The 20,026-nt window shown below is 40.8% G+C and carries 16 protein-coding genes and 2 pseudogenes; 6 read left to right on the top strand and 12 right to left on the bottom strand.

Going from position 1 to position 20,026, the window contains the following annotated elements:
- Positions 1-373 precede the first annotated feature (373 nt).
- Positions 374-1,309: an ABC transporter ATP-binding protein gene (locus tag D1B31_RS02710; RefSeq protein ID WP_118919187.1), complete on the top strand. Its 936-nt coding sequence runs from the start codon at positions 374-376 to the stop codon at positions 1,307-1,309.
- Positions 1,310-2,827, top strand: a complete 1,518-nt coding sequence (gene opuFB, locus D1B31_RS02705; RefSeq protein WP_118919186.1) for an osmoprotectant update ABC transporter permease/substrate-binding subunit OpuFB — start codon at positions 1,310-1,312, stop codon at positions 2,825-2,827.
- A gap of 207 nt (positions 2,828-3,034) precedes the next feature.
- Here the strand turns inward: opuFB and D1B31_RS02700 are convergent, their stop codons facing one another.
- Entirely contained in the window at positions 3,035-3,886 is an 852-nt protein-coding gene (locus tag D1B31_RS02700; RefSeq protein ID WP_118919185.1) for a DegV family protein, read from the bottom strand.
- 219 nt (positions 3,887-4,105) lie between these two features.
- Here D1B31_RS02700 and D1B31_RS02695 point away from each other — a divergent pair, with 219 nt between their 5' ends.
- Positions 4,106-4,354 carry a hypothetical protein gene (locus D1B31_RS02695; RefSeq protein ID WP_142922554.1) on the top strand — a complete coding sequence of 83 codons (249 nt, stop codon included), beginning with the start codon at positions 4,106-4,108 and terminating at the stop codon, positions 4,352-4,354.
- A 37-nt stretch (positions 4,355-4,391) separates the two neighbouring features.
- On the opposite strand, the gene D1B31_RS02690 is transcribed toward D1B31_RS02695, so the two are convergent.
- Both D1B31_RS02690 and D1B31_RS02685 read right to left on the bottom strand, forming a co-directional pair.
- Positions 4,392-5,084, bottom strand: coding sequence for a glycosyltransferase family 2 protein (locus tag D1B31_RS02690; protein ID WP_118919183.1), 693 nt, complete (start codon positions 5,082-5,084; stop codon positions 4,392-4,394).
- 12 nt (positions 5,085-5,096) lie between these two features.
- Entirely contained in the window at positions 5,097-5,813 is a 717-nt protein-coding gene (locus tag D1B31_RS02685) for a glycosyltransferase family 2 protein (protein ID WP_118919182.1), read from the bottom strand.
- Between the two features lie 51 nt (positions 5,814-5,864).
- Between D1B31_RS02685 and D1B31_RS02680 the strand changes: the two genes are divergently transcribed.
- Positions 5,865-6,830, top strand: a complete 966-nt coding sequence (locus tag D1B31_RS02680) for a UDP-glucuronic acid decarboxylase family protein (protein WP_118919181.1) — start codon at positions 5,865-5,867, stop codon at positions 6,828-6,830.
- A 47-nt stretch (positions 6,831-6,877) separates the two neighbouring features.
- Positions 6,878-8,905, top strand: a complete 2,028-nt coding sequence (locus D1B31_RS02675) for a glycosyltransferase family 2 protein (RefSeq protein ID WP_118919180.1) — start codon at positions 6,878-6,880, stop codon at positions 8,903-8,905.
- A gap of 53 nt (positions 8,906-8,958) precedes the next feature.
- On the opposite strand, the gene D1B31_RS02670 is transcribed toward D1B31_RS02675, so the two are convergent.
- Positions 8,959-9,960: a glycosyltransferase family 2 protein gene (locus D1B31_RS02670; RefSeq protein ID WP_118919179.1), complete on the bottom strand. Its 1,002-nt coding sequence runs from the start codon at positions 9,958-9,960 to the stop codon at positions 8,959-8,961.
- 134 nt (positions 9,961-10,094) lie between these two features.
- Here D1B31_RS02670 and D1B31_RS02665 point away from each other — a divergent pair, with 134 nt between their 5' ends.
- On the top strand, positions 10,095-11,168 hold the full coding sequence (locus D1B31_RS02665; RefSeq protein WP_118919178.1) for a glycosyltransferase family 61 protein: 1,074 nt from the start codon (positions 10,095-10,097) through the stop codon (positions 11,166-11,168).
- A 105-nt stretch (positions 11,169-11,273) separates the two neighbouring features.
- On the opposite strand, the gene galE is transcribed toward D1B31_RS02665, so the two are convergent.
- From galE to D1B31_RS02625, 8 genes and pseudogenes are all read right to left on the bottom strand, one after another.
- Entirely contained in the window at positions 11,274-12,266 is a 993-nt protein-coding gene (gene galE, locus D1B31_RS02660; protein ID WP_118919177.1) for a UDP-glucose 4-epimerase GalE, read from the bottom strand.
- 70 nt (positions 12,267-12,336) lie between these two features.
- Complete coding sequence (locus D1B31_RS02655) at positions 12,337-13,611, bottom strand: UDP-glucose dehydrogenase family protein (RefSeq protein ID WP_118919176.1); 1,275 nt, start codon at positions 13,609-13,611, stop codon at positions 12,337-12,339.
- 4 nt (positions 13,612-13,615) lie between these two features.
- The gene (locus D1B31_RS02650; RefSeq protein ID WP_118919175.1) at positions 13,616-14,431 is read right to left on the bottom strand and encodes a UTP--glucose-1-phosphate uridylyltransferase; all 816 of its coding nucleotides are present in this window, start codon (positions 14,429-14,431) and stop codon (positions 13,616-13,618) included.
- 230 nt (positions 14,432-14,661) lie between these two features.
- Complete coding sequence (locus tag D1B31_RS02645; RefSeq protein WP_118919174.1) at positions 14,662-15,561, bottom strand: acetamidase/formamidase family protein; 900 nt, start codon at positions 15,559-15,561, stop codon at positions 14,662-14,664.
- A gap of 223 nt (positions 15,562-15,784) precedes the next feature.
- Positions 15,785-16,980, bottom strand: a pseudogene (locus D1B31_RS02640) (NupC/NupG family nucleoside CNT transporter).
- Positions 16,981-17,084: 104 nt separating this feature from the next.
- Positions 17,085-17,981: a ribonucleoside hydrolase RihC gene (gene rihC, locus D1B31_RS02635; RefSeq protein WP_118919173.1), complete on the bottom strand. Its 897-nt coding sequence runs from the start codon at positions 17,979-17,981 to the stop codon at positions 17,085-17,087.
- 72 nt (positions 17,982-18,053) lie between these two features.
- Positions 18,054-18,931, bottom strand: a pseudogene (gene rbsK / locus D1B31_RS02630) (ribokinase).
- Positions 18,931-19,914: a LacI family DNA-binding transcriptional regulator gene (locus tag D1B31_RS02625; RefSeq protein ID WP_118919172.1), complete on the bottom strand. Its 984-nt coding sequence runs from the start codon at positions 19,912-19,914 to the stop codon at positions 18,931-18,933. Before D1B31_RS02625 ends, rbsK begins: the two are co-directional and overlap by 1 nt.
- Positions 19,915-20,026 lie beyond the last annotated feature (112 nt).

Below are 20,026 nucleotides of genomic sequence, written 5' to 3'. Positions count from 1 at the left end.
ACCCCACAGGCGCCAAAGCGCCGAGGAGGCTCCACTGACGCCCCGCGGAAAGCGAAGTGCCTCGTGACAGGCAAAAACCGCCTCGAGACAGGCACGGATCGCCTGTCTCTGCGATGCAAATTCCTGGGAGCTTTCTTTGTGTCCCTGCGATGATTATTCTCAGAAGCCTTCCTTAGTGAAGCGCAAATCAACGACAATGTACGATATAGTTCTTGTTTCAATTTATTCATATGCATCATGATATAGTTCAACCCAAATAGATATCTAGTGGACATCTGACGGGCATCTTTCTCCCGCTTACGATACAATAGACCCCATAAAGCAAGAATGACAATTGGACATTCAATTTTGATCCATAAAAGGTGGGAAGGTCATGATTCGATTTGAGAATGTGTCAAAGGAATATCCTGATGGGACACTGGCGGTGAAGACTGTTGATTTTCAAATACAAGAGGGTGAGTTTTTCGTGTTGATTGGGCCAAGCGGCTCTGGCAAAACGACGACGTTGAAAATGATTAACAGATTGATTCCGTTAACTGGCGGCACAATAAAAATCCAAAATAAAAAGATCAGCGAGTACAATATCCACGAATTGCGCTGGAATATAGGCTATGTTCTTCAGGACATTTCGCTGTTTCCACACATGACGATTGAAGAAAATATCGCCATCGTCCCGGAAATGAAGAAATGGGAAAGCGGGAAAATCAGCCAGCGAATTGATGAACTTTTGGACATGGTCGGCCTTGACCCGTCCACTTACCGGAAACGAAAGCCAAATGAACTGTCAGGCGGGCAGCAGCAACGCATCGGAGTCGCCCGGGCTCTTGCCGCCAATCCTCCGATCATATTAATGGATGAGCCTTTCAGCGCACTCGACCCGATCAGCAGAGAAAAACTGCAGGACGACCTCGTGGAGCTGCAGAAACAAATTAAGAAGACAATCGTGTTTGTCACCCATGATATGAATGAAGCGTTAAAGCTGGGCGAAAGAATTTGCGTCATGAAAGATGGCGAAGTTGTTCAGATTGGATCACCCGAGGCTCTTCTTCATAGTCCAGCGACGGAGTTTGTCCGTGACTTTGTCGGAACGAAGCCGACACACATTAACATTTTGGACGGAATAAAGCCTGTGGACGAGGCAGCTGCAGGGAACATTCCATCCATCACTAAAAATACCGGCCTGCCAGAGATCCTGGCCCTTCTGACCGAGCATGAATCCATTGCAGTTGAAGAGAACGGCGGGATTGTTGGAATTCTTGATCGGCAGTCTGTTATCCATCTTCTCTCCGATCAGATGGAGGTGAGATAAATGGGCCAGTTCAACTCTGTATTTGCGGACCGGCGGGATCAGCTTGTAAGCGCATTGCTTGAGCATATCCAAATTTCGTTTATCGCATTGTTTTTTGCCGTCCTGATTGCCATTCCATTAGGCATCCTCCTGACCCGGAAGAAACGGATTGCCGAAGGGGTCATCGGAGTAACGGCAGTTTTGCAAACAATCCCTTCCCTCGCCCTGCTCGGATTGTTGATTCCTTTATTCGGTATCGGCAAGGTGCCTGCGATCATCGCCCTTGTCGCCTATGCATTGTTGCCAATCTTAAGGAATACTGTGACCGGAATAACAGAAGTGAATCCATCGTTAATAGAAGCTGGGCAAGCAATGGGAATGAACAATCGTCGGCTTTTGGCAAAAGTAGAGTTCCCCCTCGCCCTGCCGGTTATCATGGCGGGAATCCGGACAGCGATGGTCTTAATCGTCGGAACAGCGACACTTGCCGCCCTGATTGGAGCAGGTGGACTTGGTGATCTGATCTTGCTCGGCATCGATCGGAATAACACTGCTTTAATTGTGCTCGGGGCGATACCAGCAGCCCTGTTGGCCATTCTGTTTGACGTCTTGCTCCGCTGGTTCGAACGGGTTTCCTTTAAAAAGTCCGTGGCCGCAATCGGTACATTTGCTATTACGGCACTTTTGATAACGGTGTTGCCTTTCCTTACAAACCAGGACGATCAAGAGATTGTCATCGCCGGTAAACTCGGTTCAGAGCCCGAAATCTTGATTAATATGTATAAGCTTTTAATTGAAGAAGAAACCGACTTACATGTCGAACTGAAGCCTGGTCTCGGAAAAACGTCTTTTTTATACAATGCGCTGAAAACGGGCAGCATTGATGTGTATCCTGAATTCACCGGAACTGCCATATCGGAATTCATGAAGGAAACTGCGGTTAGCACGAATGCGGAAGAAGTGTATAACCAGGCGAAGGAAGGCATGAAAGATCAGTTTAATATGGAACTGCTGAAGCCTATGGCCTACAACAATACATATGCCCTCGCAGTACCGGCACAGCTGGCCGAAGAACAGAATCTCAATTCCATTTCTGACCTTGCTGCCATCACCCCTGCCATAAAAGCAGGCTTCACCCTCGAATTCTCAGACCGGGAGGATGGCTACAAAGGTATTCAGAAAATTTATGGCCTCACATTCCCAAGTGTGGTCACGATGGAGCCGAAGCTGAGGTATGGCGCGATTGAAAGCGGTGAGATTAATCTCGTTGACGCCTATTCCACCGACAGCGAACTCGAGCAGTATCAACTGAAAGTGCTTGACGATGACAAAAACCTGTTCCCTCCCTACCAGGGAGCCCCGCTTTTAAGAGCGGAAACAGTTAAAAACCATCCTGAACTCGTCAAAGCTCTTAACAAGCTCGCTGGCAAAATAAGCGACGACGAAATGCGAGAAATGAATTATGAGGTCAATGTAGAAGGAAAGAGTCCCGAGGAAGTAGCAAGGGAGTATTTGAAAAAAGAAAAGCTGATGAAGTAAGAGAGGAAGCTCCCTAAAAAAACTTGTGACGGTATGTACCTAAATAGTGACAATATGCACCCTTTCTCTGGTTAATGAACTTTTTCTGCTGATATATGCACCCTATTCGAAATAGTTGAACCTAGCTAAATCAGCCGGTAATGTATAAGTGCCATCCCGCCCACGGGATGGCACTCCATTTTTTATTAGGTCGATAAGACGTTCACTTTATCTTTCCAATCCCGCAATCCCAAACCCGCCAGGCCCAGCGTGAGTGGAAATCATCGCGCCTGCCTGGATCCATCTCACATTTTCAAAACCCGCTTCTTTTGCAAGTTCATCCATTCGCCGCTTAATACTCTCATCTAGTCCCAGGGAATAAATGAAATACAGCTGGTCTCGGTTGATGTTATATTCACTCAAATATTCGTGGATGAGTTTTTCAGCGACGGCACTCATCTTCCCGCGATATTTTTTAGTCGAAACAAGTTTTCCGTCAATCAATTCAATCACTGGCTTTATTTTCAGCAAAGCCCCGCCAAGATAAGCAATATTGCTTACCCGCCCACCTGCTCTTAAAAAGTCCAGGCTGCCGGGAATGAAAGCCAATCTGGACTTTGGAACCGCTTCCTCAATTTTTGCGATGAAGCGTTCGAGTTCAATCGAAGGTTCCTTCTCCAGCAAGGCAGCAGCATACAGCACAATAGCTGCCAACCCACCCGTTACGTTCAATGCATCAATAAGAACCAAATTCTCAAACTCCTCTGAAGCAATGACCGCGCTATGGAAGGATGCGGAGGCCTTTGACGTATAGCCAATATGGACAATGACGCATTCCGGAAAATCCGCTTGTATTTTTGCAAAAAGTTCCTGATACTCATGGACATTCGTAGCCGCAGTAGAAGGGATTTTTTTCGTACGCTCATAATAGTCATAAATATGCTCTACAGGCAATGAACCATCGAAATAATCTTTCCCGTCCATAATCACGTGCATCGGGACCACTTGAATGGCATACTTGTCAGCCAAATCCTGTGGTAAATCCGCACCACTTTCTGTTGATATAATAATCCGTCTCATTGAACGTCCCCTTCCATCTCGCCATTCCTGTTTTAGCCCTCTTAGTAGACTTACTCTTAACTATACAGGAGAAGGGGGAATCGCACAGTAAAAATTATTGTAGTTACAAATATGTAAATTGTTTCTCCCGCAAAAAGTATATTTCATAAGGCTGTTTGCCCTATCGTCTTCCTTTTTTATGAATATAGTAAATGGAGATGCGATAGGGAAGGAGTAGAAATGATGGGCGTACGCCATTCCGACTGTAAACATGATTGTTTATGTAAGATTCTTAAGAAATATAAAGGATTTGAGGTAACAATCAAAACAAAATCCGGGGATATCATAATGGGAGAGTTAGAGAAGGTTACGAAGGACTGCTGTGTAAAAATAATTGAACCAGAAATGATGACTCCCTTTATTTCCGAACAACTTACCGTTATTCGCTACAAAGATATCGAAAGCTTTTCTGTGGATCTGCTAGGTTAATTGTCATGGCAGTGTACTTGATCTACACTGCCCTCCTTTAAAGCTTATTTAGTGATTCTATAGAAGTAAGGTTGGCTACAAACTTACTTCGTCGCCTAAGTAAATGCTCTTTTACATCAGAATGATGATGCCGAGGGGATGGGTACCGAATATAGGCGTAATGTGACTTCGATAACGAAAACATTTTAAGCCCTTGCCTAAAACATACCTGCTGAAAATGGCTATCCTCTCCTACATTGACATGAGGAAAAAGGATGTTAGCCATGACCTCTTTCCTAAATACCAATGTAGCCCCACTCATAAAATAATTGGTTTTATACTTTTCCGTTTTGGGTATCCAGCGTTTTTCCCAATTTGCATTATATAATCGCAACTCATGATTCTTTTGGAAGTAAATATAAAATGTACTCTTTCCCACGAGATCGGCATTTGTAGCCAGTAAACCTTCGTACGCCTCTTCCAGATAATCTGCTCCATAAAAGTCATCATCGTCCATTTTGGCAACATAATCATACGTTGCCAGTTTAACTCCTTGATTTAAACACTCACCTAAACTCATGGTCTCCGGCAAAGTAACAAACCTTACGTTCAGATCAGGGGCGCTGGCATTGATCAATGAAGAATTCAGGATGACGATTAGCTCTTTTTCCTCAAACGTCTGCCTTGAAAAATTCTCGAGTATGTTGGGAATAAACGCTTCTCTGTTCGTGCAAACCACAACTGAAATCATATTAACTCCCCCTTATATGACGAACTCCTCAAAACGGTCTGTTACCGCAATCCGTTTGCACTGTTTTCGAAAAAGTTGATTTTCAATCTTCCAAGAGTGGTTATGCTTTTCAGGATAGCGGATGAGAACGTAGTCCTTGTGGCTCCCAGAATAGATTTTAAAACCAAGCTTCCGGCAGTCATGCTGAAACTGGGCATCTTCTCCAGAGTTTATTGGCTGAAAAGGACTCCTTTTCCACACATTCTTTTTAAAGACAAGCGTTCCGCCTGCTAAAGCAAATTTTGGGTTATGAATAAAGCGGTTGTTCAATTGTGGGCGATAAACCGTTAAAAGCTCTTCCTGTTTGAAATAAACAAAAAATGCAGCCTTTCCAATTACATCTGCGTTTACTGACCTCATTTCCTGAAGGGATTTGGCTAAATAATGAGGAGAATAGTAATCATCATCATCCCATTTGGCAATCACATCATATCGTGCCTTCTCCGCCCCGAAATTTAAGCATTCTCCTAAAGTGACTGACTCCTCCTGTTTGTAGACAAAAATATTTGCGTGCCCGTTCAACTTCTTTTTCCAGTTATCCTGATCAATTGAGTTGTTATTTAACACAATGATTAATTCCTTTTTTCCAACCTGCTGCTCAATGAATTGTTTGCACGCAAGTTCAAGCATTTGTTCTCTCATCGTACATAATACAACGGAAATCAATTTGTCCGCCCCCACCCAAACCATTATTTTCTTACTTTCATAGTATGTAAGAGACTGCAACGATAGAGGTGAACTATGGAAAAGAAAGTGTTAATCACAGGGGTTGCCGGCTTCCTCGGTTCTCATCTTGCGAAGGAATTATTAAATGAAGGAAATTTTGTCATCGGCTTGGATAACTTTAGTACTGGAAAACGCTCAAATTTACAAGGACTGCTTGACAATAATCGATTTTTTTTCAAGGAATTGGATGTATGTTCTTCATACTTATTAGATGATCCCGATGTACAGCATGTCCAGGAAATTTATCACCTGGCTTCCCCTGCTTCTCCAAAGTATTATCAAGCGTTCCCCTTTGAAACAATTCAGGTAAATACGATTGGAACGAAGAATATGCTTGAACTGGCTAAGCGGCATCAGGCAAAAATGGTCTTTACAAGTACAAGCGAGGCTTATGGTGACCCAGAAGTTCATCCACAGCCGGAAACTTATCGAGGAAATGTAAATACTTGGGGACCTCGAGCCTGTTACGATGAGGCCAAACGCTTGGGTGAGGTTTTTTGCTATGAGTACTTCAAACGATACAACACAAAGGTCAAAGTAGCGCGAATTTTTAATACCTATTCTGCTGGATTAGCCAATGATGATGGGCGGGTCATCTCAAACTTTGTCACGCAGGCACTAAAAGGCGAAGACATTACTGTTTACGGGGACGGAACCCAAACCCGTTCTTTTTGTTACGTGAGTGACACCATTCATGGATTAAAACTTTTAATGGAGAAAGATGGAGCCAATGGAGAGATTATGAATATAGGAAATCCAGTTGAATACTCAATTATAGAATTGGCCAATTTAGTTAAAAAGCTTACCTCTTCTACTAGCTCAATAACCTTCCATCCACTTCCCGAGGACGATCCAAAAGTGCGCCGCCCTTCTATTATAAAAGCAAAAATAATACTGGGATGGGCACCTTCTATAACATTAACCGAAGGTCTTCAAAAAACCATTCAAGAATATAAAGTCAAATTGAATCTGATTAACTAAAATTATTTTTCAACGATCTTACAGGATAGAAAGATAGGTGAAATAAAATGTTGTTCACAACAATCACGTGTACAAATCATCTTCCCCTCGCACTCGTATTGGCAAAATCATTGAAGAAGCATCAGCCAAATTCCAAAGTTGTACTTTGCTTACTTGAAGAGACAATTCACCCAGCCGCCAAAAATAGCACGAATTTTGATGAAATTATTTTGGCAAAGGACTTAGGTATTCCTGATTTTTATCAATTAGTATTTAAATATACTATTTATGAAAGTTCTTGTGCGATAAAACCGTTTTTACTAAAATACCTGCTCAATCAATACGAAGATGAAGAAAAATTTATTTACTTAGACTCAGACATTAAAGTCTATAGTCCCCTTGAAGAGATTCAATCCTTGTTAGACAATCATTCAATTGTCATTACGCCTCATCGATTGGCACCGCAAGATGATTACTTTACAGATTGGGAGGAAGTAGTCAATCTAAAGGATGGCGTTTTTAACGGCGGAATGATAGCCATAAGAAGGGAAACAGAAACCTGGGAATTTATTAAGTGGTGGGGCAATAGGGTTAAGAAGTATTGTTACATTGACTTTGAACGAGGCCTTTTTCTTGATCAAAAATGGCTTAATCTCATTCCTTGTTTTTTTGACCATTATAAAGTGCTCAAGCACGTCGGCTATAATGTAGCAAGCTGGAATTTTTCGCAGCGCCAGGTTGAACAATCGGAAAACAACCAACTTCTAGTTAACGGGACCCCCCTTCGTTTTATTCATTTTTCTGGATTAGGAAAATGGTTTGAGGAGAAATTAGAGATATATGTGGATAAAAGGAATATCCTATACGAGTTAAAAACAGAGTATTTAGATGAGATTGAGACGTATGGCTATCTTTCAATGAAAGATTATCCTTGGTGCTATAACTATTTTAATAGCGGGGAGTTTATAAAACCTGAATTGAAAACTCTTTATAGAGAATCAGAAGATTTACAGATGCAGATTCCGCATCCCCTGCAGTTAAGCAATAAAACAATCATGAAATATAAAAAAAAAAATAATACTCCCCTAACTGTGTCAGTCATAACAGCTGTATATAATGGTGAAGAATTTTTATTGGAGGCAATAAATAGTATATTGTCACAATCTTACAAGGAGTATGAATATATTATCGTCAACGATGGTTCCACTGATAAAACAAAAGAGATACTAAGTCAGATTAAAGACTCCAGAGTAAAAGTAATTCATCTAAACAAGAATATGGGCGCTGCCTATTGTCTAAATCTGGCGATACAAAATTCAAAAGGTAAATGGATTGCAGTTCAGGATGCAGACGACATCAGTAATCCAGAACGGCTTGAAATGCAAGTAAAGCACGTGCAATCCCATCCAGATGTTATTGCAGTTGGAAGTATGGTTCAATGTATATCAGACACGTTAACCGAAGATCAGCTTGCAGGCATGGTATCACACTTTAATTCATTAAAATCAAGGGATGAAATGTACAGGAGCCGTTTCTTTCAAACACCATTTTGTCACGGGACTGTTTTTTTCTCGAAAAAAGCTTATTTTCTGGTTGGAGGATATGATAAAAATTATAAAATTGCATATGATTGGGATCTATGGATGAAGTTGTTTCAGGTTGGGCCCATTGATAAAATCAATCACGTTCTTTATAAATATAGGATAGATAAGAATTCACTCTCTTTCAAAAAATGGGAAAGCACTTATTTTGAGATCATTAAGCTAACAATTACCTGCATGAATAGCATCCATGCAAAAACGAACCAACTACCAAAGTTAATCATTTATGGCACTTCCAGAACCCGTAAAAATTTTCAAACTTCATTCCAGAGGAATGAATATAAAAACCCTGTTAAATATAGGGATTATACAGAGTTACAGAATAAAAAAGCATTGTTAAAAAAAAGCAAATCAAGTGTGATTATTATCCTTGAAGAACATTTTAAAGAGGAAGTGATTAATACCCTTGAACAAGATGGGTTGACACTTAATCAAAATTTCTTTCTCCTTCATAACGGTAATCATGGTTTTATCGAAAATGGTTATTTTAATTAAGCCAAGACCCCCGAGTGAACGAACAGATTGGGGGCCTTGGCTTTTCTTTTCATTTACTCCAATTCATTTATTAATAAAAATACATCCTTATTAAATCTTAAACCTTTTTCCCAAAACATTCGAAGAATTCTATGCTTTTCTGGAAAATCAAGGACAAGGATCGCATCAATATTTCCATTTTCAACATTTCTAATGGCATTCGCTATTTTTTTCTTTTGATTGTTATCAATCGTTGAAAATACATCAAAATCAACTCTTGGAACAATTTTAGCTAAATAGTTATTACAGGCTTTATGTGGACCAATAAGACAAACACTTGGTGGATTGTACCCCTTTTGGATGACTGAACGGAAAATCGCTCTCGAGGAGGCTATTTGAACCTCATCTAATGTTGCATATCCATCACTATTGGAAAGTGAACTTTTATGCATACGATAATCAAGCAATACTTTCGGTACAATCTCCATATCCCCCTTTTCGAGTAATTTTAGCCACAGATCGTAATCATATGCAATTTTAAATTGAGGATCATAGCCTCCTACTTCTGAGAAAACCTGTTTAGAGAACATGACTGAACTATGGGTAAAGGGGCAGCCCCAGTAAATTACTTTCCTGATCTGTTTTCTCGTTACATAAGAATTCTTAAAATTCATCATCCCTTCATAGGCACTATCAGGAATATCTTGATCACCAGATATACACTTTACGAACGTACCAATTCCAACAAGGGAAGGATTCTCCAACAGATAGTTTACTTGATCTTCAATTCTTGACGGATAACTAATATCATCTGCGTCTTGAATGGCGATCCAATCCCCCTTAGCTGCATTGATTCCTATATTTAGCGCGTTGGCCGCTCCTTGATTTTCTTCTAAATGAATAAACCTGACTCTTGGGTCTTCTATATGATCTAAAATAAACTTGGTTGAATCTGTAGAACCGTCATTCACAATGATTATTTCAAGGTGCGGATATGTTTGAGCAAAAATAGATTGTAAGGTTTCACCTAAAAACTTTTCACCATTATGGACGGCCATTACCATTGAAACCTTCATTCTCTTATTTCCTTTCAATTATTCGGTATGAAACAGATTTAAAAACCACAGTCATATCATATTCTTTATCATATATGGATGTTACTTTTGGTAAAACTTGATCACACGAACTAAAGCTTTTAGGAGGGCTTGTTTTGTTAAAATTCACTCCACCTATAGGGATACTAAATACGGTAAAAGACTGGATTTCCTTAATCCGAAATCAACAAGATAACAAAGTATTTTTCAAAGATATATATCCTGCCGCATTGTTTAAAAAGCATTCAAAACACCCGCCCGCAAGATATCCGAAACGGTTGGAAGGAGGCTATGTCTCAGGAATTCCAAATGGCCGTGTATGGGGTTTAAATGGAGCGATTATCACTCCCGATCATTATTTAATCTGGGAGGTTTCTTGGGAGAAGGTAAACCCACAGACGGATCATCCCATTTTCAAAGAAAAAACGTTGCCTGATGTTACAGCTTTTAAGGGGAATTTAGCCGATTTAACTCATATAGACGGAAGAAATTATTATCATTGGATGTATGAGACCTTACCAAGAATTCATTTGATTAGACAAAGCGGATTGACTGCCGACAGTTATATTATGAAAGCGGAACAAACTCCCATTCACTTTCACAATGAATCACTGGGAATTCTCGGAGTTGAAGAAGGCCAAATCATCAAGACAAACACCGCGATACACATTCAAGCAGACAATTTGATTGTTCCCTCGCAGCCTGCGTTTGCAACAAAATGGGCTTATGACTTTCTAAGAAGAACCTTTCTAACCAAGATTGGTAAGATTTCCAAAAAAAAACGGATTTATATAAGCCGAAAATGGTCAAGAAAGATAATTAACGAAGATGAGCTCATGGAACTGCTAGCCTCTTATCATTTTATAAAGGTGGAACTTGAACACCTATCCATTCGTAAACAAGCGGAGTTATTTGCCAATTCAGAAGCCATTATTGCTCCCCATGGAGCAGGCTTAACCAATTTAACTTTTTGTTCTCCTAGTACGAAAGTGATAGAAATTTTCTCCCCCACCTATATCACTTCCCTTTTCTGGGTTATTAGTTCATTTGGGCAATTAAAGTATCATTATTTTATCGGAAATCATGCTGGAAGGGATGCTGAATATTTGAATTGGGAATGGACTGGAGTGGATAATATTGAAATTAACATACGAAAATTTAAAAAACTTCTTGAAACGATAGGGTTTTAGTACGTTGAATTAGTCAGAAAGTCCTCCTCCCTGCTATTGATTTCAGAGGTATATTTGTTTCAAAAACAATGACGTGTGTTAATCCACACGCCATTTGTGAAGTTTTCATTGGTATCCCTCTGGATGTTTCTGATGCCAGTCCCAGGCAGTTTTAATTATCTGATTGATATCAAATTTTGCAGTCCAGCCAAGGACAGCTCTAATTTTTTTTGATGAAGCAATCAGCCTCGGAGGGTCACCCGCCCTTCGATCTTTTATTTTTACAGTTGCTTTTTTGCCGGTAATTTGTTCACAAATGGAAATCATCTGTAACACCGAAGTACCTTGTTCATTTCCTAAATTAAATGTTTCTGTTATTTTTTGCTCCTGATTTTTTAATAATAATTCCAATGCGAGAATATGGCCTGCAGACAAATCCATTACATGAATATAGTCCCTAATACAGGTACCATCCGGGGTTGGATAATCATTTCCATGAATCTCAACATGGGTGGTTTTTCCTTGCAAATGTTTTAGGATGTTCGGTATGAGGTGGGTCTCAGGATTGTGATCCTCGCCAAGTTCTCTGCAAGTATGGGCGCCAGCTACGTTGAAATATCTAAGGGAAACATAACGAAGCCCATCGCTTTGTGCAACAGTTTTTAAAATGGATTCAACCATTAATTTTGACATGCCATATGGGTTGATTGGATTAGGGGGCACTTGTTCATCAATATCTGCGTTGTTATTCGGGGTACCGTATATTGCACAAGTTGATGAAAAAATAAAATTATGAACTTGATAATCCAACATCTTTTGAAGTAATTGCATCGTCGCAGCAACATTATTCTGAAAGTATTTCAGAGGAAATTCTACCGATTCCCCAACAAGGCAGCTTCCCGCAAAGTGCATGACAGCTTGAATGGGATGTTTTTGAAAAATACGATCAAGGATATTTGGGTCTCCTACATCTCCCGCAATAAAAATTGCCCGTTTGTCAACCGCTTTAAGATGGCCAGTTGTGAGGTTATCAAGAACAAGGACCTGATAGCCTTTATCGACAAGATTACGTACAACATGGCTGCCAATATAACCGGCTCCTCCAGTAACGAGAATCATACGTCTTCACCTGCTTTATGATTGAATACAACGGGTCTATGACCCAACGATAAAACCGTGCCCACACTTTTCAAATCGCTATCCCAACATAGTGAAAGCCCAAACTGTCTACAAGTTTTTTATCGAGCATGTTTCTCCCATCAAAAAGATAAGGTTGCTTCATAACTGCCTTAAGGGCTGACAACTCCATCTCCTTATATTCCTTCCAATCAGTACAAAGAATGATTGCATCTGCGCCTTCAACGGCTTCCAGAACGGATGGATATTGTGGAACCAAATCCGTTTTTGCAACGGGATCATGCGTTTTGACAATGGCTTTTTCTTCTAATAATTTATTAATCAACAAAAGACTTGGTGATTCTCTCGTGTCATCTGTATTTGCCTTGAAGGACAAGCCAAGGATGGCCAATGTTTTATTTTCCACTGTTCCGCCCAGAGCTTGTTTTATTTTATCTAGGAAAAATACAGGCTGTTCTTCATTTACTTTTACTGCACTTTCTAAAATGGATAAAGACCGGCCGTGTTGTTTAGCAGTCTGAATGAACGCATTCACATCTTTCGGAAAACAAGAACCCCCATACCCAAGGCCTGCTTGCAAAAAGTGCGCCCCAATCCTGTGGTCTAGGCCAATCCCTTTTGAAATATCTTTTACATTGATTCCAAGCACATCACATAATCTGGAAAGTTCATTGATATAAGAAATCTTTAAGGCGAGGAAAGAGTTTGCTGCGTATTTAATCATTTCCGAGACTTTTGGAGTGGTTTCTACAACTGGACAGTGGAAGTTTTTATATAATTCCCTCATGATTTTTCTTGATTGTTCGCTGGAAGTCCCAATCACAATTCTGTCTGGGGTGAGTGCATCCTTAAGGGCAGAACCTTCACGCAGAAACTCTGGATTTGAGACGACATCCAACGAAATCGGTTTCTTCTGGCTGCTCTCGATCCACTTCGCTACTTTTTCGGCCGTCCCAACTGGGACAGTACTTTTCGTTACAATCACCTTATAGTCGTCCATATAACGGCCAATTTCTTCAGAAACATTTTTTACATATATGAGGTCAGCTTTTCCATCTTCCCCCATTGGAGTCCCGACACAAATGAAGATAATATCGTTTTCTTTAATGGCCTTTTCGGTTTCTTTCGTAAAACTAATATTCCCAGCCTGATGATGCTTCATTAACAGTTCCTCCATGCCGGGCTCAAAAAAATGCAATTTTCCCTCTTTCAATGCTTTTATTTTGCGGGTATCCACGTCAAGGCCAGTCACTCTGTAGCCCATTTCACAAAAAATCAGGCCGGTAGTCGTCCCGACATATCCTGTTCCTATGACCAATATATTCACCTTTTTATTCGTTCCCCCTTGGTCCGCAAATACGATTAATTAGTTTGACATATTCATCTTGGCGCGCCACATCAAATCGAAGCCCGTCGACTTTCAATCCATAGCTTGTTTGTTCCTTGGCCATCGCTTTGATGGCATCTGTCAATTGAATTTCCCCGCCTGCACCTGGCTGGATGTTTTCCAAATACGTAAAAATAGCCGGGTCAAAAACATATCTGCCGATGACAGCTAAGTTCGAGGGAGGAGACTGTTGGGGTTTTTCGACTATATCTTTTACGATAAAGCCATTTTTGTCAGGCTGCCCCGGGTCTATGACTCCATAATGGATTAAATCGGCTTCAGGCATCGTTTGAACGCCTATTATATTCCCTTTAAAGAGTTTGAACCTTTCGATTAATTGCGCTAGCGGCTGTGTTTCTTCAGAAAGGATAATTTCATCGGGGAGCAGGACGGCAAAAGGATCCTTTCCCGCAAAATGCTTTCCGAGTAGAATCGCATCTCCCAACCCCTTCGGATATTGCTGCCGGACATATTGAATATGAACATCAGGAAGGTGAAGTTCTTTTAACAAAGCTTGCTTGTTTTTCTCATTTAAATAAGCTTCCAATTCCACAGAGCGGTCATAATAATCAAGAATGAGACTTTTAGATTTGGAAACCACGATGAGTATTTGCTCAATTCCTGATTGAATCGCTTCCTGGACGATATAGTCAATCGCAGGCCTGCCGCAAATAGGCAGCATTTCTTTAGGCAAGACCTTTGTGATGGGCAAAGTCCTGGTTCCATACCCTGCTGCGGGAATAATCGCTTTTTTTACCATTTCACGTCCTTACCCTCCTTTTCAACTAGTATTAAATTATTCATATAAGGACGGACAGGTAGGTTGTCCCACTAAGAACGGGCGAAAAATAGGGGATTGAAACACTATTTTTAATGAACAACGGATACTGAATTTGCAAAAAAAATACCCCCAATCGTTAGTGATGTTTAACGATTGGAGGCATTTTGGTAGGACGGAATTGAAAAATCGTTTTCTTCCTATTTATATTACTAGATTAGTTGGACGTCCAGCTGCCGCAGCAGCCATTTTGGAATGACGAAACGAGCCGTGATAAGTGGGTCGACGACTTGGCAGATTTCGGCCTGCCCGACCGCGCTCATGAGCATGGTGACTTCGCTCAGCCGAAGTCCCGTCTTATCTATCAATCGGTCAATCATTTCCTCGGTTGCCAGCTTGCAGGCTTCGTCCAGTGTGTCCGCCGAGACGATTTGTGTAAAGACTTCATCGGTTTCCAGCATTGGATGTTTGAGGCTGACACCTTTCAACACGTCCAGCTTAACGGTTGCCTTTCCGGGAACTTCAATTCCGGATACGCTGATTTCTCCGTCACCCATCGCTGCGTGGAAGTCACCGAGACCAAACAGTGCCCCTTCCGCAAACACCGGAAAATAGAGAGTGGCTCCTTCCGCTACCATTTTATTATCCATGTTTCCGCCATGGGCCCCCGGCGTTCCACAATTGACCCCATCGCCTTCCGGAGCAACACCGATAACGCCAATCATCGGATTCAGTGGAAGTTCTAAATCATTAAAGATGGCTTTTCCATTCTTGATCGGAATGATTTTGGATTCCATTTCGGTAATGCGGTGGCCCATGACCCCTAAGTCAGGTCCGACAACCATAACGCCCTGGCCGCCAATTTCAAGCTTTTCAATTTTGACCTTTAATACATCACCCGGCATTGCGCCTTCCACATAAATCGGGCCTGTCGCCGGGTTGATTTGATTCCAGTCAATTTCAGTGACGACCGTATCGGCGGATTGAATCTGGTTTTGAAAACAATCGTACGTTTCAATTTCGATTGTTGTGCCCGAGGCAACTTTCTTTACTGGTTTGTTCGTTTTATTAAACTCATAGATAACTCCCGCCTGACAAGATAATGTCTCCATAAGTCAAGTCCCCTTTCCCTGATCAACGAATTGCTCGTAACCTTCAATATACCATTCATTTCCTGCGACCTGAAATAATATGGATTCCTGGACAGTACCCAAGAAACATTTTTAACAGCGGTTCTGAGCAAAGGCATTGTGGAACACCCTCCACCACGCAACAAGAAAAAAAGGGAAGTGACCAGGCACTTCCCTCATGTTTCTCCCGCCGTTGGGCGTAAACTTATAGAACCAACCCAACAATCGCAGCGGATAAGAAGCTTACTAAAGTTGCTCCATATAGTAGACGCATACTAAACCCTGCGACTACTTTACTTTGATCAGGACATAATCCTTTTAAAGCACCGATAATCATACCGACAGATCCAAAGTTTGCAAAGGAGACTAAGAATACAGAGATAATACCAATGGATCTCTCAGATAATCCTTTCATTTCCGCAAAGCTTGTCATTGCGCCAACTCATTCGAAAGGAGTTTCGTAGCAATTAAACTTCCAAATCGAACGGCTTCGTCCCATGATACACCAAGAAGAAAGGCAAGAGGAGCAAAGACGTAGCCAAGAATCGTTTGAAAGTCCACTCCGAAAATACTATCAAACACGCCATTCAAGAATGCAATCAACGCTATAAACCCTAATAACATCGCTACAATTGCGATTACGATATTGAATCCGTCCATCATATAATCAGATAGAACTTCAAAAAATCCACGCTCATCTTTTTCCGTTGGATTATTGACAATGCCAAGAGCATCATTTTCTTCATCCGGATTATATGGATTGATGATGGAAAGGACTACGAACACACTAAACAAATTTAAAATAATAGCTAGAATGACATATTTCGGATCAATCATATTCATGTAGGCACCAACGATACTTAAATCTACCGTTGAAATGGAGCAAGCTGCAATCGAATACATTTGCCTCTTTCCTAATTTAGGAAGCATGTCTTTAATTGATACAAACACAGCGGTCATACCAATCACAACCGCACTGATTGCGCTATATGATTCCAGCCTTCCAAGCTTACTAATTTTGTTCAGTAAAATTCCCATAATCTTAATAAACCAAGGAAGAACTTTTAAATACTGTAAAATACCAAGCAATGCACAAATAAACACAATTGGAAGCAATGCCAATAATACGAAAGAAGCCATTCCACTTTCAATCATCCCACCAAAAACGAATTCAGTGCCGACATTCGCGTAACCAAGTAATTTCGCAAACGCCTTCGATACTGCACCAATAATCATAATGCCAATGGATGTGTGGAGAAAAGTAAACGCTAACACTATTTGGATAGCAATGATTTTCGCAATCGTTACAAGTTTCTTTTTGACCATTTTCCGATCAAAACTAACCAGATACGCTAGTAAAAAGATAGCTATTAAACAAAGGATGAAAATTATATATTTCACTTTTATCACCTTTTCCCAGGAGTATGTTAAAGCGCTTGCTGTCTAAAGAGCGTGAAAGTATGCATGATAATGGTAGACATACATACTTTCACGTTTCTCCAAAGTTAGATCATTTTATTTAATGTCCCAAGGAACCATTGTTGAAAGGCTTCAGAGTCGATTGCGACCGCAACATTGATTGTTGTTCCTTCTTCTCCAAACAGTTCCATCGTCATCCCAGCAGCAGGGCCTTCTGTAATGACTTTTACACGTCTTGGCTCAACCGTAAATAATTCAGGATTTGTCACATAAGCAATGGCACATGAATCATGCATAACGACGCCTTGTTCCATATCCCCATCAATATAATGGCGGAAGATTGCGTCAAACATTTCAGCAGATTTATTTTGGCATTTTGATAATGCTTCTTCGCCAATACGCGCCTTCAATGTCACGTCCAACCCAATCATGACGATATCCACGCCGGATTCGAATACCATTTTTGCAGCATGGGGGTCTGCCCACAAATTAAACTCAGCGGCACCGTTCACATTTCCACCCGATAACGAACCACCCATTAAGACAATTTGCTCAATCTTATTTTTCAAATGAGGATACATCAATAGCATTGCCGCAATATTTGTTAATGGCCCAATTGGGACAAGAGTGATTTTCTCATCCGATTCCTCTAGCAAGCCACGCATCGCTTCAACCGCATGCTCTTTCAAAATGGTCCTTGTCGGCTCTGGGAAGTCGTAGCCATCCATTCCGGTTTCACCATGGACTTTATTTCCCAATGCAGGTTTCAACAATGGTGTTTCCATCCCTTTTGAAACCGGAATGTCCTTATCAAAAAATGTGACAAGCTTTAGGGCGTTTGTTGTAATGTTGTGTATATCGACATTTCCTGAGACGGTCGTAATCAATTTCACATCCAGTTCATCCCTGTAAAAAGCAAGTCCTATTGCTGCGGCATCATCAATACCAGGATCTGTGTCAATAATAATAGGCGTTTTTTTCATTTTGTTGCTCCTCCTTGTGATTTCTAAATATGTAACCGGTTCCATATTGGGTAAATTATAGTTGACCGTTACTCAAACAAAGTATGCTTCTACTTCTTGACGAGTAGGCATCCCCCCTTGTGCTCCAAACTTTGTCACTGATAAGGAAGCTGCGCGATTGGCAAATCGTAATGCTTGTGAAAACTCCTTGCCTTCAGCAACTGCAACAGAGAAAGCAGCATTAAATGTATCTCCAGCTCCTGTTGTATCGACAGCTTGAACAGGGAACGAGGGAACCAAGACTTCTTCTGTTCCGTTAAAATTGCGGACCCCTTTTTCACCTTCAGTAATGAACAATTTATTAGGGTATTTCCGCAATATATCTGATTGACTGGCACTCTCAAAAAGAAGAGTTGCTTCATGTTCATTAGGTGTTAAATAGGTCGATTTTTCTACGACCTCCTGTGTCAAAGGTCGAGCTGGTCCGGGATTCAACAGTAGTGGTACTCCATTTCCCTCACATACCTCACTTACATATTCAACAGTTTCTACAGGAATCTCTTGTTGAATGATGACAATATCTGAATGAATGATGACCTCTAAGGCCTTTTGCACATAGACCGGAGTGACATAATCATTCGCCCCTTTAACGACAATAATGCTATTATCTCCTTCAGTCAAAGTGATATGGGCTGTTCCACTCTTAACACCTGTAACCGGTTCCACATAATCCGCACGAACACGGTTCTTTTTTAAATTTCTGATGATCGTTTCACCATAGGCATCATCACCGACGCAGCCAATCATCGTAACGTCTGCTCCTAAGCGGGCAGCCGCTACAGGATTCGTCCTTTTCCACCTGGCACAGTTTTAAAGGTATCACCTAGCACAGTTCCTCCTGCTCCTGGACGTCTGTTTGTCGTCACAACAAAATCGATAGAGGAACTGCCAATGACCATTACTTTTACCATTATTCTTTCGCCTTCCTTGTTGTATTGCGATCCACAAAGGATACTGCCAATTTTATTTGAGATTGTTCAATCATTTCTCCTTTTATCAAACTGATCAAAACTCTTGCTGCTTCTTTTCCCATCTCATAAATAGGCTGTCTAATCGTTGATAAAGATGGAAATAACAAGCTACTTTGTTGTATATCATCATACCCAATAATCTGAAGTTCATCAGGAATGGCTTTTCCCTGTTGCAGAGCCTCGTGGAGGATTGCACTAGCTGTAATATCATTACTCGCAATAATCCCATCCGTATCTGGGTATTTTTCAAAAATTTCTTTTGCCCACGCTTTTGCTTCTAGAAAAGAAAAAGATGTTGTTGATATCACTTGAAAATCCACATTCGATTGACCTAATACTTCAATCGTTCCTTGAAAACGCTCTTGGGCAGGGAGAACATGAGATGGGCCTTTCAAGACAGTAATTTTTTCACTGCCTCGTTTAATTAATTCACGAGCCGCGATTCTTCCGCCCTCTTTCCCATCTGAGAAAACGGAATATTCACACTCTGGACCACGATCCAGGAAAACAATTGGAAGAGACAAATGCTCATAATTGGATTTATCCGCTAGATTTGTTGCAGAAATAAGACCTACTACATTATTCTTCACAAAGGTTTGGATATAATTAAGCTCTTTTTCTAGCTTTTCATCACTATTACCAAATAGAAGATAATAGCCTTCCTTCTGAAGTTCATCCTCAATACCGCGAGCCAACTCAGGAAAAAAAGGATTCGTAATATCAGGTAATAGCAATCCAACTAACCGTGACTCTTTTTTAAACAACGAACGCGCCACTTCATTTGGAATAAAGTCCAATTGTTTAATCGCTTCTTCTACTTTTTTTCTCGTATCCGCTTGTACATAACCGCTGTCATTTAAGACACGAGAAACTGTCGCAACTGAAACGCCGGCTAGCTTTGCAACTTGTTTAATGGTTGCCAATGTAAGCATCCTTCCAATTAACCTAATGATGTGTAACCGTTTACAGGTGTATCGTAAACTATCTAAAAATATTAGTCAATATTTCCAGCAAAATATTTCTTGTTTTACTGTC

The sequence above is a fragment of the Neobacillus notoginsengisoli genome, from assembly GCF_003515685.1.
Classification (GTDB): domain Bacteria; phylum Bacillota; class Bacilli; order Bacillales; family Cytobacillaceae; genus Bacillus_D; species Bacillus_D notoginsengisoli.
This window is presented reverse-complemented; position numbering and strand designations above follow the sequence as displayed.